Origin of the sequence: Bacillus sp. SG-1, assembly GCF_000181495.1 — a bacterium.
Taxonomy (GTDB): domain Bacteria; phylum Bacillota; class Bacilli; order Bacillales; family Bacillaceae_B; genus Rossellomorea.
Genome location: NZ_ABCF01000017.1, coordinates 20156 through 35497 on the forward strand (window position 1 = coordinate 20156; position 15342 = coordinate 35497).

Here is a 15342-nt window from a genome sequence, read left to right on the forward strand (position 1 = left end):
AAAAAATGCATACCTGTTTACACTAAAATGAAGCGTTTTCAGTGTTGTAAGGTTGGCACGATTCTTGCATGTGTATAAAGTGTGATAGAAAGTTTTAGGAAAGGGGTTGAAACAACTTATGAAACTAGATCATTTAATAGAACAGGCAACCCGCTTGAAAGATTCCACAGTGGCAGTGGCTGCTGCTGAAGATAAAGAGGTTATGGAAGCTGTTTCTATGGCAGTTGAACATGGAATAGCGAATTTCCTGCTATTTGGGGACAGTCAAAAAATAAAAGAGATTATGGAAGCTGTTTCTCCGCAGCTCTTAAATCATAAAGCAATCACCATTTTGCATGCCGAAAGCGCAAAAGAAGCTTCAGAGTCTGCTGTCAAGGCAGTCAGGAATAACGAGGCATCCGCATTAATGAAGGGGAATGTAGCAACAGCTGTTATCCTGAAAGCGGTGCTGAATAAGGAGTTTGGCCTGCGGACCGGAAATGCTCTTTCTCATGTAGCGGTTTTTGAGATACCTGGCTATGAAAGGTTGACGGTGTTGACGGATGCCGGAATGAACATAGCGCCGGATTTGGAGCAAAAGGTTCAAATTATTAACAATGCTGTTGGAGTGGCGCATGGGATAGGGATTGAGAATCCAAAAGTGGCTCCACTTGCTGCGGTAGAAGTGGTAAACCCTGCAATGCAGGCAACTATAGATGCTGCTGTCCTTACCCAGATGAACAGAAGGGGACAAATCAAAGGCTGTGTAGTTGACGGCCCCCTTGCATTGGATAATGCTGTTTCGCTCGAAGCCACAGAGCACAAAGGAATCCAGAGCGAGGCCGCAGGTAAGGCTGACATCCTGCTGGTACCTAATATTGAAACAGGCAATTCATTATATAAATCCCTAATTTATTTTGCAGGGGCAAAAGTAGGAGCAGTCATTGCAGGTGCTAAAGCACCAGTCGTTCTTACATCAAGAGCTGACAGTGCTGAAAGTAAATTATATTCGCTTGCCTTAGCGATTTGTTCAGCTACTAAATAAAAAAACATGTACTCAGGGAGGAAACTAAAATGAAAATCTTCACTTATATGGAAAAATATGATTATGAGCAATTATTATTCTGCCAGGATGAGAATTCAGGCTTGAAAGCGATCATCGGTATCCATGATACGACACTTGGACCTGCACTTGGCGGTACTCGTATGTGGACGTATGATTCAGAAGAAGCTGCCATCGAAGACGCACTTCGCCTCGCAAAGGGAATGACGTACAAGAATGCAGCCGCCGGTTTGAATCTGGGGGGCGGAAAAACAGTTATCATCGGAGATCCACGCAAAGATAAAAATGAAGAGATGTTCCGTGCATTCGGACGTTTCATCCAAGGACTGAACGGCCGTTACATAACAGCGGAAGATGTGGGGACTACTGTGGCTGATATGGACTTGATTCACGAGGAGACAAACTATGTAACAGGTATTTCCCCTGCTTTCGGCTCTTCTGGAAATCCTTCTCCTGTAACAGCTTACGGGGTATACCGCGGAATGAAGGCAGCTGCAAAAGAAGCATTCGGTACTGATTCTCTTGAAGGCAAAACAATCGCTGTTCAAGGTGTAGGTAACGTTGCATTCACACTTTGCCGCCACCTGCATGAAGAAGGTGCTAAATTGATTGTTACAGACATCAACAAAGAGGCTGTACAGCGTGCAGTCGAAGAGTTTGGTGCAAAAGCAGTCGATATCAATGATATTTACAGCGTAGACTGCGATATCTATGCTCCTTGTGCACTAGGTGCTGTTATTAATGATGAGACGATTCCTCAAATTAAAGCAAAAGTTATCGCCGGTGCGGCAAACAACCAGCTTAAGGATACAACACACGGTGACACAATCCATGAAATGGGTATCGTATATGCTCCGGACTATGTCATCAATGCTGGTGGAGTTATCAACGTTGCGGATGAATTATACGGCTACAATCGAGACCGTGCCATGAAAAAAGTAGAGCAGATCTACAACAACGTAGAACGTGTAATTGAGATTGCAAAACGTGACAATATTCCGACTTACCTTGCTGCAGACCGCATGGCTGAAGAAAGAATTGAAAGAAACCGCAAGTCACGCAGCCAATTCTTACAAAACGGAAGGCATATCCTGAGCTACCGCTAAGCTGCTAATCTGAAACGCTTGGCTTCGAAGAGGCGAAGCGTTTCTTGATTTAAAGTAAGCAAGGCTATTAAATAACACTTAAAAATGAAAATATGTTGTGTGTTTCTTCTCTAAGGGTCATACGTTCCAGTGGACACATTAGAAGGAAAGGATTCTTTTGTGATAGGGCCTTCCCTATATTCCACACGCTAGTTGATTGGAACGGAAGGAGGTCGGTTTCTTGCGGGAGTAGCGGGACGTCTAGTTTCAGCACCAAGGTTACGTACCTACTGGAACGTAACCCAGCCCCTCGGGATCAAATAACCTCATCGAATAAAAGGAAAGATCCCCTTTTTTTCGATGAGGAACATTTGCCTGTTGGGTCTGACTGGGGTGCTTCCACTTTTGATGACAGGTGAGACCCCGGGGAGCCGTGCCTCCTGGAGTGGAAATTAACCAACCTTTTTTCCAGCAAAAAACAAAGGCCAAGAGGACAAGGGGTGCGGAGATCTAGAAAAAAAGGGGACCACTAAAGAAAGGCGCACTGCTTTTCTAAATTGGAGGTAACAACATTGGAAGCGAAAGAACATCGAATTCTAGTCATCAATCCTGGTTCTACATCTACAAAGATTGGTGTATTTGATAACGAAATATCCATTTTTGAAAAAACATTAAGACATGATGCTGAAAAAATCAATCAGTTTGACAGTATCATTGACCAATATCAATTCAGAAAAGAAACGATTCTGGAGACGCTTGATGAAGAGGGAATAAATATTTCCAAGCTGAGCGCAGTTTGCGGCCGCGGCGGATTGCTGAAGCCGATTGAAGGCGGAACTTATTCTGTAAACGAAGAAATGCTGAAAGATCTGCGTGAAGGGTATTCAGGCCAGCACGCGTCCAATCTGGGAGGGATTTTGGCTTATGAAATCGCTTCAGGTTTAAATATCCCATCCTTTATTGTGGACCCGGTGGTAGTGGATGAGCTTGCACCGATTGCCCGGATATCAGGTGTTTCCCTGATCGAAAGGAAGAGTATTTTTCACGCGCTTAACCAAAAAGCGGTTGCCAGAAGGATTGCCAAAGACCTGAACAAGCAATATGAAGATCTGAACCTTATCATTACCCATATGGGCGGAGGTATTACAGTTGGAGTCCATAAGAATGGGAAAGTTGTCGATGTAAACAATGGTTTGCATGGAGACGGTCCGTTCAGTCCTGAACGTGCAGGGACAGTTCCAGCTGGTGATTTAGTCGACATGTGCTTCTCAGGTAATTATTATCGAGATGAGATTATGAAGAAGCTTGTTGGACAAGGCGGGCTTGTCGGCTACCTTGGAACAAACGATGCGGTAAAAGTGGAAAAGATGATTGAAAATGGTGATGAGAAAGCCAAGCTGGTATATGAAGCAATGGCTTACCAAATCGCTAAAGAAATCGGCTCAGCAAGTGCTGTACTTGAGGGGAAGGTCGATGCCATTGTGTTGACTGGCGGTTTAGCGTACGGGAAAGCGTTTGTTAAACAAATCAGCGAAAGAGTGAATTGGATTGCTGATGTCATCGTTCACCCGGGCGAAAATGAACTGCAGGCTCTTGCAGAAGGTGCACTGCGTGTACTAAAAGGCGAAGAACAGCAGAAAGATTATCCTGGGAATTTGAAAACGAAAGCTACAGTTTAATACAAAAGGAGGAATACCATTGTCTCAAGAATATGATCTGGTCATCCTTGGGGGCGGAACCGGCGGTTATGTAGCGGCTATCCGTGCCTCACAAATGGGATTAAAAACAGCTATTGTTGAAAAAGGAAAGCTTGGCGGAACATGTCTTCATAAAGGCTGTATCCCGAGTAAAGCGCTTCTCCGCAGTGCTGAAGTGTTTGCGACTGCGAAAGAAGCCGACAGTTTCGGTGTCATGATCAATGATGTGAAATTGGACTTTACCCGTGTTCAAGAAAGAAAAGAAAAGATCGTTGAGGGCCTTCATAAAGGCGTTCAGCATTTAATGAAGCAAGGTAAAATCGATGTGTATGAAGGGACAGGAAGAATCCTCGGTCCTTCAATCTTCTCCCCGATGCCTGGTACTATCTCTGTTGAAATGAATAATGGAGAAGAAAATGAAATGCTGATTCCGAAAAACGTCATTGTTGCTACTGGTTCTCGTCCAAGAACGCTCCCAGGATTAGACATTGATGGAGAATTTGTTCTGTCTTCTGATGAAGCATTGGAGCTTGAAAAACTTCCTGAGTCTATCATCATTGTCGGTGGAGGTGTAATCGGGATCGAGTGGGCTTCTATGCTTTCAGATTTCGGTGTAGAAGTGACTGTCATCGAGTATGCCAACAGAATCGTACCGACTGAAGACCATGAAATTTCTAAGGAAATGCAGCGCTTGATGAAGAAAAAAGGTGTAAAGATCGTTACTGGTGCAAAAGTGCTTCCTGAAACGATTGAAAAAGACGGCGGTGTGAAAATCAAAGCAGAAATTAAAGATACTCAAAAAGAATTCACAGCGGATCAGCTGCTTGTTTCTGTGGGACGTCAGGCAAATGTTGAAGGTATCGGCCTTGAGAACACAGATATTGTAATTGAAAAAGGTTTTATCAAAGTAAATAAACATATGCAGACGAAAGAGTCTCACATTTACGCAATCGGAGATGTAATTGGCGGCCTTCAATTGGCACACGTTGCTTCCCATGAAGGGATTTCAGCTGTTGAACACATGGCAAATGAAAACCCTGAACCGATTGATTACAGCCTCATTTCAAAATGCATCTACAGCAATCCTGAAATAGCGAGTGTAGGATTGACTGAGAATGAAGCAAAAGACAAGGGCCACAACTTGAAAGTCGGGAAATTCTCCTTCCGTGCTATCGGTAAAGCTCTTGTATATGGAGAATCTGATGGTTTTGTGAAAATTATTGCTGATAAGGACACAAATGACATCCTTGGAGTTCACATGATCGGGCCGCATGTAACGGATATGATTTCTGAAGCAGGACTTGCCCGTGTCCTGGATGCGACACCTTGGGAAGTTGCCCATACCATTCACCCTCATCCTTCATTAAGTGAAGCAATCGGTGAAGCTGCGTTGGCCGTGGACGGAAAAGCAATCCATTCATAAGTGGTGAAGCTTGGTTTATCCCGCATTCATTTAGAATGTGATGCACATATATTTGAAAAGGGGGACCTAAAGGGTTCTCCCCCTATAAATGTTTGGGAGGTAAAATAAATGGCTGAAAATCGTCATGAAGCTCTTGGATTATCCAATGAGAAGGTATTAGAAATGTATGAAACAATGTTGATGGCACGACGGATCGACGAACGTATGTGGCTGTTGAACCGTTCTGGTAAGATTCCATTCGTTATTTCCTGTCAAGGCCAGGAAGCTGCACAAATTGGGGCTGCCTTTGCTCTTGATACAGAGAAAGACTATGTATTACCGTACTATCGAGATATGGGTGTTGTCCTGACATTCGGAATGACAGCAAAAGATTTAATGCTTTCAGGTTTCGCAAAAGCGGAAGACCCTAACTCAGGCGGACGTCAAATGCCAGGTCACTTCGGGCAGAAGAAAAACAACATTGTAACAGGTTCATCTCCAGTTACTACACAAGTACCTCATGCTGTTGGTATCGCACTTGCAGGGAAAATGGAAAAGAAGGACCTTGTCACTTTTGTAACGTTCGGAGAAGGTTCATCCAACCAGGGGGATTTCCATGAAGGCGCTAACTTTGCTGGAGTACATAAGCTTCCGGTTATCTTCATGTGTGAAAACAATAAATATGCCATATCTGTTCCTATTGAAAAGCAATTAGCTTGTGAAAATGTATCTGACCGTGCCATCGGTTACGGCATGCCAGGTGTGACAGTGGATGGAAACGACCCGCTGGAAGTCTATAAAGCAGTCAAAGAAGCTGCTGATCGCGGCCGCAGAGGTGAAGGTCCGACATTGGTGGAAACGATTTCTTACCGATTGACACCTCACTCCTCTGATGACGATGACCGCAGCTACCGTTCACCTGATGAAGTAGCTCAGGCAAAAACAAAAGATCCAATCATTACTTTCGGCGCATACTTGAAAGAGACAGGCGTTATGAATGATGAGCTTGAAAAAGAAATCAATGACCGTGTTATGAAAATTGTCAATGAAGCGACGGATTATGCAGAAAATGCACCATATTCAGAGCCTGAAAGTGCGCTTAAATACGTCTACGCAGAAGAGAAGTAAGGGGGAATAATTCATGGCAGTAATTTCTTATATTGATGCAGTAACTATGGCTATCCGTGAAGAAATGGAAAGAGACGATAAAGTTTTTGTTCTTGGTGAAGACGTCGGTAAAAAAGGTGGAGTTTTCGGAGCTACCAGAGGTCTTTATGATCAATTCGGTGAGGATCGTGTACTCGATACACCGCTTGCAGAATCCGCTATCGCAGGAGTGGGAATCGGGGCGGCGATGTATGGTATGCGCCCGATTGCTGAAATGCAGTTTGCTGACTTCATCATGCCGGCAGTAAACCAGATTATTTCTGAAGCTGCCCGTATCCGTTACCGTTCTAATAACGATTGGAGCTGTCCAATGGTTATTCGTGCACCTTACGGCGGCGGTGTCCATGGTGCCCTGTACCACTCTCAATCCGTTGAGGCGGTGTTTGCTAACCAGCCTGGACTGAAAATCGTCATGCCTTCTACTCCTTATGATGTTAAAGGACTATTGAAAGCGGCTATCCGTGACGAAGATCCAGTTATGTTCTTTGAGCACAAGCGTGCATACCGTTTGATAAAAGGTGAAGTTCCGGATGATGATTATGTACTTCCAATCGGAAAAGCAGATGTGAAACGTGAAGGAGAAGACTTGACCGTCATTACTTACGGACTATGTGTACACTTTGCACAGCAAGCTGCTGAAAGACTGGCTGAGGATGGAATTGAAGCGGAAATCCTTGATTTAAGAACTATCTATCCATTAGATAAAGAAGCGATCATCGAAGCGGCATCGAAAACGGGTAAAGTCCTTCTTCTTACAGAAGACAACAAAGAAGGAAGCATCATGGGTGAAGTGGCAGCAATCATTTCCGAAAACTGCCTGTTTGATCTTGATGCACCTATCATGCGCCTTGCAGGTCCTGATGTACCGGCAATGCCATATTCACCGACAATGGAAAAATATTTCATGGTGAATCCTGATAAAGTTGAAAAAGCAATGCGTGAACTTGCAGAATTTTAAGACGAACGTATAAAATCAAAATGCAGTAAGGAGGGTTCCTCTTTGGGTATTGAAAAAATGAAAATGCCTCAGCTTGGGGAAAGTGTTACAGAAGGAACGATTACTAAATGGCTTGTTAGTCCCGGAGACCAGGTCAACAAGTACGATCCTATCGCGGAAGTAAACACAGATAAAGTAAATGCGGAAGTTCCATCGTCTTTTACTGGAACAATCAAAGAATTGATCGCTGAAGAAGGCGACACGCTGGAAGTTGGAGAATTCATCTGTTCGATTGAAGTCGAAGGAGCAGGTTCTGCTGATGAAGAGGCTCCGGCTCAAGAAACTCCAGCCAGCGATGACTCTGCTGCTAAAGAAGACAAGCAAGAAGAGAAGAAGCCAGTGAAAAAGGCTGATAAAGCACAAGGAAAAGTCCGCTTCTCTCCTGCCGTTCTAAGATTATCTCAAGAGCATGATATTGATCTTGACCAAGTGGAAGGCACAGGAAGAGATGGCAGAATCACTCGTAAAGACTTGCAGAAGCTGATTGATTCCGGCAACATACCGAAAGCAGGGGATGCAAAACCTGCAGCACCAGCTAAAGAAGAGCCTAAGCAGGCACCTGTTCAAGAAGCTCCTGCACCAGCAGCGGCAGCACCTTCAAAACCTGCTGCTCCTGCACCAAATGTACCGGTAATGCCGGGTGACGTGGAAATCCCTGTCACAGGCATCAGAAAAGCGATCGCTGCCAACATGCTTCGCAGTAAGCATGAAGCACCGCATGCATGGACGATGATGGAAGTGGATGCGACGAACCTTGTCGGCTACCGTAATACCATCAAAGGTGAATTCAAACAGCGTGAAGGCTACAACCTGACTTTCTTTGCTTTCTTTGTAAAAGCAGTAGCACAAGCTCTTAAAGAATTTCCAATGATCAATTCCATGTGGGCCGGCGACAAAATCATCCAAAAGAAAGACATCAATATCTCGATTGCGGTTGCGACTGATGATGCCCTATTCGTCCCGGTCATCAAAAATGCGGACGAAAAGACAATCAAAGGAATCGCGCGTGAAATCACAGAACTTGCCGGCAAAGTGCGCAGTGGTAAGTTGAAATCCGAAGATATGCAGGGTGGAACGTTCACGGTGAATAACACTGGTTCATTCGGTTCTGTTCAGTCAATGGGAATCATCAACTACCCTCAAGCTGCCATCCTTCAGGTGGAATCAATCGTAAAACGCCCGGTCGTAATGGACAACGGCATGATTGCAGTAAGAGACATGGTGAATCTGTGTATGTCACTTGACCATCGTGTATTGGATGGACTTGTATGCGGCCGCTTCTTGCAGCGCGTCAAGGAAATTATCGAGAACATCTCAAAAGAAAATACATCTATCTATTAATAGAAGAAAAACCGGTTTGCAAACTGCAAGCCGGTTTTTTAACACTTTAAAGCACTAAGAGGGACTGTCCACGGGTGTTGATTAGCTATATTTTTCCAAGTGATTGGCACAGACTTCCCCTTCGTTGAAAGAGTGATTTAATGGCACACCTTACCTCCACAGGTAAGGTGTATGCCACGTAACGACGTGTGAATTCTATGAAAGTGAAAGAGTGTAAGATGGCCCAATCTTCCTGTGTTTCATTGTAAATCCAGCGTAGAAGGAAGTAACTAATAAGCGTTCCATAAACTTGGCTATAGACAGAATTCGGTGAATTTCCAAACAGATTGGAAAGATCGAGATTGCCTTTTACCCAACGGAAAAACAACTCGATTTGCCAGCGAAGCTTATAGATATAAGCAATGTCTTCAGGGGACATCATCATTAAGTTTGTCGCTACTTTTATTTTGTTTCCTTCGTTGTCGGTAAAGGTAACCAACCTGAATCGATATTTTGTTTTGCGGGTGCGTTTTCCGATAAAGGCTGTCAGGTCTTCCTTCACACTGCCCTCTTCATCAAGAGGGACACTGTGTTCGATCTCTTCCGAGAAAGAGAAAGAGCTAGCGACTCTAATCACAAAAAATTGATTGTCTTCCTGTAAGTTCTCAAAGTCTCGCGTCCGTGCATATCCTCTATCTGCGGTGATAATGGAAAGAGGTTCCGTGTCTTCATACAACTTGGGTGCCATCATGACATCGTGGTGCCGCCCAGTTGTAGGGATGACTTGGGTCGGTTGCCCTTCCTCTACATCGAACTTTGTATGGAGACGAATAGCGTGGCGAGTACGGGTATAACCCGCCCAGCTCATATCTGGATGTTGAAACGTAATGGTTGTGGAGTCGACCGCGAATAGTTTATAGGGCTTGAACAGTGCTCGGCGCATTCCACGTCCTAAGCGATTGACTAAACGAGAGAACAATTCTTGAAGAATCTGATAAGGGACGTTTTGAGCTTTTTTAGCGAGGGTCGAGTGGTCAACGGAAGGCAAACTTTCTTCCTGTGGCATCTTGGTTTCGGCATCTCGAAAGCTTTTCCAATCTTTCGCAGAAGAAATGACAAAGAAGCGTACCAAATCTCGGGTGGAAAATTTTCTTGCGGTGTCACGATAACCCCACTTCTCACAAAGGTTTTCCACCTCTTCGTCAGTAATGAACGTTTGAAGTACCTCTGATAATTTGTTAAAGTTAGTCAATGAAGCCACTCTCCTTTTTAGTGTTGTTAGCGGTAACAATCATTCTAAAAGAGAGTGGCTTTTTTTGTCTAATGATACCGTTTGTTTTACATATTATGGTTAATCAACACCCGTGAGGGACTGTCCCTCTTAGTGCTTTAAAGTAATAAAGTGAAGACTTTAAAGTTTTTCTTGCATTCATTGAAGTCATCGGCATTTTTTTATATACTGAAATAGCATTAGTATAAAAATTTTGAATAGTCTACAGGTTTTAATGAAACCGATTACAACAATCGGGAGGGGGAAGCGGAAAGCGAACTTATGGATGTTAATAAAATGAAAAATGCATCTTTTGAATCAGTGAGTCTTGAAGAGTGGAAGACAAAAGCTGAGGAATCATTAAAGGGGAAGCCGATTGAGAAATTATACAAGGAAACATATGAGGGCATTACCTTAAAGCCTCTATACACCAAATCGGATGTAAAGACGGAATGGGCAGTTAATCGCGATGCTGTCAAAAGGGGATGGAAAGTTGCACAAAGACTGACTGTAAAGAATGCTGAAGAACTGCCGGAGAGGCTCCAAACCGTCTTATCAAGAGGTCAGGAAACAGTCTCGTTTGCTGATCCTGACGGTACCATAAACAAAGACATTTTACACAGGATTTTCAGAGTGGCAGTTACTGAAGGGAAGCCACTGTTTCAGCTCACATCAATAGCTTCAGCAGGGTTTTCTGTTCTAAAAGCAGGCTTTGAAGAGATAAGCGGGACTTACGCTGCGGATCCGTTACCTGCATTGCTGCATGAACAATCATCAGAGATCTTCCAATCCTGGATAGAAAACATTACATATTTAAAAGAACTTGCACCTGGAGTAAGAACCGTTATGGTGGATATCTCTTTATTGAATGAAGCTGGCGCCAGTGCGGTTCAGGAATTGGCCTATGCAGTTTCCGCAGGTGTTTCAACAATCGAGTTACTGAAGGAGAATGGGTGGACAGCTGAAGAAGCGGCTGGGAAACTTGTTTTTAATTTTGCCATTGGAAGCACCTTTTTCACCGAAATCAGCAAGCTTCGTGCGTTCCGGACTCTTTGGAAAAACCTTGCTGAAGCATATGGATTAAGTGATACCAAAGCGATGATCAGCACGGAAACTTCTGAATTTACCAAATCCAAACTTGATCCTTATGTAAACATGCTTCGATCCGGCAATGAGACATTCGCTGCTGTGCTTGGCGGATCTGACTACATTCACGTGTCTCCATTTGATCAGGTTTACGGGGATACATCAGATTTCTCTGAGAGGATTGCCCGTAATACTCAGTTGATCCTCAGCCAGGAATCGCATTTGAACAAAGTCGGTGACCCAGCTGGAGGTTCTTACTATATTGAATCGCTGACGAACAGTTTGGCAGAAGAAGCATGGGGGAAGTTCCAGGAGATTGACAGAAACGGCGGATTGTTAAAGGCTTTAAATGAGGGGACCCTTCAAAGTGATATACAGCGGATTTTTGAAAGTAGACAGCAGGATACAGCTGTCAGGAAGCAAAGCTTAATCGGAACGAACGTATATGCGAATCTCCAGGAACCGGCATCTGTTGATGCTCAGAAAAAGGGGAAAGTTCAACTCCCGGGGTTAAATTCAGTCCGTTTATCCACAAACTTTGAGCGTCTTCGTGAGAGGGCAGGCAATTTAAAACAAAAACCTCAGGCAGGCTTGATTTTGCTCGGGGAAATTAAAAGCCATAAAGCCAGAGCTGATTTTGTAACAGGATTCCTGGCGGCAGGAGGAATCAGCGTGCTGCCAAGCAGGGAGTGTCTGTCAGTTTCAGCCGCTGTGGAATTTGTAACGGAATCGGAGGCAGATTACTATGTGATTTGCGGCCGTGATGAAGATTATGAAACTATGGCAAAAGAAATTTTAAGTTCTATCAATAATGATGAGCAGATTGTCGATTTAGCAGGAAGACTTAATGCTGATTCGATGAATGAGTTGAGGAGTGCTGGGTTAAACGGGAACATTTATCTTGGGCAGGATATGGTCCAGAAGCTGGATACTCTTTTAAGCAGATGGGAGGCTGGTCCTAATGGGAAGTAAGCCGGATTTTCAACATATAGATTTAAAATTACAAGACACTTCAGGGAATCAACATGAATCCCAATCGTTTTTCCAAACGAACGAAAAGATTTCCGTGAAACCTTTCTATAGCGATGAGGATATAAAGAACATTCAGCATGGTGATGACCTTCCGGGTGTAGCTCCATATACGAGGGGACCTTACCCGACGATGTATGTGAACAGGCCTTGGACCGTCCGTCAATATGCCGGTTTCTCAACAGCAGAAGAGAGCAATGCCTTTTACCGACGAAACCTTGCCATGGGTCAAAAAGGGCTCTCAGTCGCATTTGACCTGGCTACACACAGAGGGTACGATTCCGATCATCCACGGGTTGTCGGGGACGTCGGAAAAGCAGGTGTGGCGATCGATTCAATTTTGGATATGAAAGTGTTATTCGATGGGATCCCTCTCGATCAAATGTCTGTCTCCATGACGATGAACGGGGCGGTTTTGCCGATACTCGCATTCTACATCGTGACAGCGGAAGAACAGGGGGTCTCTCCTGAAAAATTATCTGGCACCATTCAAAATGATATTTTAAAAGAATACATGGTCCGGAATACTTACATTTACCCGCCTGAAATGTCGATGAAGATCATTGCGGATATCTTTGAGTATACCTCCAAGAACATGCCAAAATTCAATAGCATCAGTATATCCGGTTATCACATGCAGGAAGCGGGAGCACCGGCGGATATCGAGCTGGCTTATACGCTGTCTGACGGACTTGAGTATGTAAGGACAGGATTGAAGGCTGGAATCCCGATTGATAAGTTTGCGCCTAGACTTTCGTTCTTCTGGGGAATAGGGATGAACTATTTCATGGAAGTGGCCAAGATGAGGGCGGCCAGACGGATTTGGGCAAGTATGATGAAGACGTTCGAACCTCAAAACCCTAAATCGATGGCACTCCGGACTCACTCGCAAACTTCAGGATGGAGTCTAACGGAACAAGATCCTTATAACAATGTCATCAGAACATTGGTTGAAGCACATGCAGCAGCAATGGGGCACACCCAGTCACTTCATACCAATGCCCTTGATGAAGCAATTGCACTGCCGACGGATTTTTCCGCAAGGATTGCCAGGAACACGCAATTGTACCTTCAGGAAGAGACAGGTATAACGGATGTCATTGATCCATGGGCCGGTTCCTACTATGTAGAGAGCCTGACGGAACAGCTGATGGCGAGGGCTTGGAATCATATTGAAGAAATTGAAGAGCTGGGCGGCATGACAAAAGCGATAGAAACAGGCCTTCCTAAGATGCGGATTGAAGAAGCTGCCGCAGAAAGGCAGGCAAAAATCGATTCAGGGAAAGAAGTAATAATAGGTGTCAACAAATACCGCTTGGATAAAGAAGATGATCTTGATGTACTGGATATCGATAACACGGAGGTCCGCCGAAAGCAGATTGAAAGATTGACGCAGTTAAGAGCCAAGCGTGATGACCATAAGGTGAAGGATGCTCTTGACGCACTGGCCACCGCAGCACGGACAGGGGAAGGCAACCTTCTTCAACTTGCAGTGTCGGCAGCCCGTGCACGCGCATCATTGGGAGAAATATCTGACGCGGTTGAAAGTGCCTCTGGCCGCCACAAAGCAGTAATCCGGTCTGTCAGCGGAGTCTATAGTTCAAATTTCTCCAATGAAGAGGAAATCACAAAAGTGAAAATAATGGCGGAGGAATTCAGTGAGAATGAAGGCCGCCGTCCAAGGATTATGATTGCCAAAATGGGTCAGGATGGTCATGACCGCGGGGCAAAAGTGATTGCAACGGCTTTTGCCGATCTTGGATTTGATGTTGATATCGGACCTTTATTCCAAACTCCTGAAGAAACAGCTTTGCAGGCGGTTGAAAATGATGTCCATGCAATCGGAGTCAGCTCTCTTGCTGCCGGGCACAAAACGCTGCTTCCAGCCCTTGTAAAAGAACTTGAAAAACTGGGGAGAGAGGATATCATCATAGTCATTGGAGGAGTCATTCCTCCAAAGGATTACCCGTTCCTTTTGGAAAATGGAGCGGCTGCCATATTTGGTCCGGGAACAGTGATTCCTGTTGCGGCCCAGAAAGTGATCGAAGAAATCTACCGCAGACTTGGTTACGAGGAAGTGACTGAGTAAATGGGAGATTCATTCAGACAGGAAAAGCCTGCCCGAAAGTTCAGGAAGAAGTCACAAGTTCTTCAACCAATTGAAGAACTTATTACAGGAGTAAAGTCCGGTAACAGACGTGATCTTGCAAAAGCAATCACGTTGATAGAAAGCAATTCTCAGGAACACTTTCAACATGGCCAGGCGCTGTTGAAAGAACTGACACCTTACACCGGCAACAGCATAAGGGTCGGCATTACCGGTGTTCCGGGGGCAGGCAAAAGTACTTTTATCGAAACTTTTGGGGAATCTCTTTGCCGGGACGGATATAAAGTAGCCGTTTTGGCGGTGGATCCCAGTTCTACTGTAACCGGCGGAAGTATCCTCGGTGACAAAACAAGGATGGAAAATCTGTCACGTAACCAAAATGCTTTTGTCCGGCCTTCCCCATCAGGAGGAGTGCTGGGCGGAGTCCACCGGAAAACCCGGGAAACCATGCTCCTATGTGAAGCAGCCGGGTACGACATCATATTGGTCGAGACAGTCGGTGTCGGTCAAAGTGAAGTGATTGTCAGAGGAATGGTTGACTTTTTCATGCTGCTTGTCATCACGGGGGCAGGCGATGAACTTCAAGGAATGAAAAAGGGAATCATGGAACTAGCCGATCTGATTGTTGTCAATAAAGCGGATGGTGACAACCTGCCTGCTGCAAGGAAAACCATGAGAGAATACAATGGGATTCTTCACTTTTTACAGCCTGCAACAAAAGGATGGGAAACGCAGGCATTAACCTGTTCCGCCCTGCAAGGAAACGGAATACAGGAGATTTGGAATACTGTTATGAGATTTGAACGGGAAGCAAAAGAGAGCGGAGTATTTGAGGAAAGAAGAAAGTCTCAAACAAAAGAATGGCTTCATTCCATGATTTCCGACCGGGTCCTGAATAGTTTCTTCCATCATCCTGACATCAAAAGCCGTTTTCCTGAGATCGAATCAGAGGTGATTTCCGGTAATAAGACCGCTTCGCAAGCTGTTGACATATTAATGGATTTATTCAGCAAATAAGGATCCCCAGCAGTTAGCCGAAGGATACAGTAAAACTTGTATCCCGGCTGACTGCCTTTTTTTATGGTGTTTTCTTTTAGGCTTGAATGTTTTAAAATTGCTCATCGGGTTAAATAAAAAGTA

At 44.6% G+C, this 15342-nt stretch carries 11 protein-coding genes; 10 read left to right on the forward strand and 1 reads right to left on the reverse strand.

The genetic code is table 11. The annotated features are described in order from the left end of the window. Positions 1–118 precede the first annotated feature (118 nt). From yqiS to BSG1_RS09980, 7 genes are all read left to right on the forward strand, one after another. Positions 119–1024, forward strand: coding sequence for a phosphate butyryltransferase (gene yqiS / locus BSG1_RS09950; RefSeq protein ID WP_006836891.1), 906 nt, complete (start codon positions 119–121; stop codon positions 1022–1024). A 29-nt stretch (positions 1025–1053) separates the two neighbouring features. After that, positions 1054–2148 carry a branched-chain amino acid dehydrogenase gene (gene bcd / locus BSG1_RS09955; protein WP_006836892.1) on the forward strand — a complete coding sequence of 365 codons (1095 nt, stop codon included), beginning with the start codon at positions 1054–1056 and terminating at the stop codon, positions 2146–2148. 551 nt (positions 2149–2699) lie between these two features. Beyond that, complete coding sequence (gene buk / locus BSG1_RS09960) at positions 2700–3806, forward strand: butyrate kinase (RefSeq protein WP_044022705.1); 1107 nt, start codon at positions 2700–2702, stop codon at positions 3804–3806. Between the two features lie 19 nt (positions 3807–3825). After that, on the forward strand, positions 3826–5247 hold the full coding sequence (gene lpdA / locus BSG1_RS09965) for a dihydrolipoyl dehydrogenase (protein ID WP_006836894.1): 1422 nt from the start codon (positions 3826–3828) through the stop codon (positions 5245–5247). 108 nt (positions 5248–5355) lie between these two features. Further along, positions 5356–6354: a thiamine pyrophosphate-dependent dehydrogenase E1 component subunit alpha gene (locus tag BSG1_RS09970; RefSeq protein WP_006836895.1), complete on the forward strand. Its 999-nt coding sequence runs from the start codon at positions 5356–5358 to the stop codon at positions 6352–6354. A 13-nt stretch (positions 6355–6367) separates the two neighbouring features. Then, complete coding sequence (locus BSG1_RS09975; protein WP_006836896.1) at positions 6368–7351, forward strand: alpha-ketoacid dehydrogenase subunit beta; 984 nt, start codon at positions 6368–6370, stop codon at positions 7349–7351. A gap of 42 nt (positions 7352–7393) precedes the next feature. Further along, positions 7394–8731, forward strand: coding sequence for a dihydrolipoamide acetyltransferase family protein (locus tag BSG1_RS09980; protein ID WP_006836897.1), 1338 nt, complete (start codon positions 7394–7396; stop codon positions 8729–8731). Positions 8732–8816: 85 nt separating this feature from the next. On the opposite strand, the gene BSG1_RS09985 is transcribed toward BSG1_RS09980, so the two are convergent. Next, positions 8817–9962 (reverse strand): IS4 family transposase, encoded by a 1146-nt coding sequence (locus BSG1_RS09985; protein ID WP_006835567.1) that lies wholly within the window; start codon positions 9960–9962, stop codon positions 8817–8819. Positions 9963–10277: 315 nt separating this feature from the next. On the opposite strand from BSG1_RS09985, the gene BSG1_RS09990 reads away from it, so the two are divergent. The 3 genes from BSG1_RS09990 to meaB are packed head-to-tail and all read left to right on the forward strand — an operon-like array spanning position 10278 to position 15219. Then, a complete protein-coding gene (locus tag BSG1_RS09990; RefSeq protein ID WP_198008224.1) occupies positions 10278–12038 on the forward strand; it encodes a methylmalonyl-CoA mutase subunit beta in 1761 nt (586 codons plus the stop codon). After that, positions 12028–14184, forward strand: coding sequence for a methylmalonyl-CoA mutase (gene scpA / locus BSG1_RS09995; RefSeq protein WP_006836899.1), 2157 nt, complete (start codon positions 12028–12030; stop codon positions 14182–14184). Before BSG1_RS09990 ends, scpA begins: the two co-directional genes overlap by 11 nt. Continuing rightward, complete coding sequence (meaB, locus tag BSG1_RS10000) at positions 14185–15219, forward strand: methylmalonyl Co-A mutase-associated GTPase MeaB (RefSeq protein ID WP_006836900.1); 1035 nt, start codon at positions 14185–14187, stop codon at positions 15217–15219. Positions 15220–15342 lie beyond the last annotated feature (123 nt).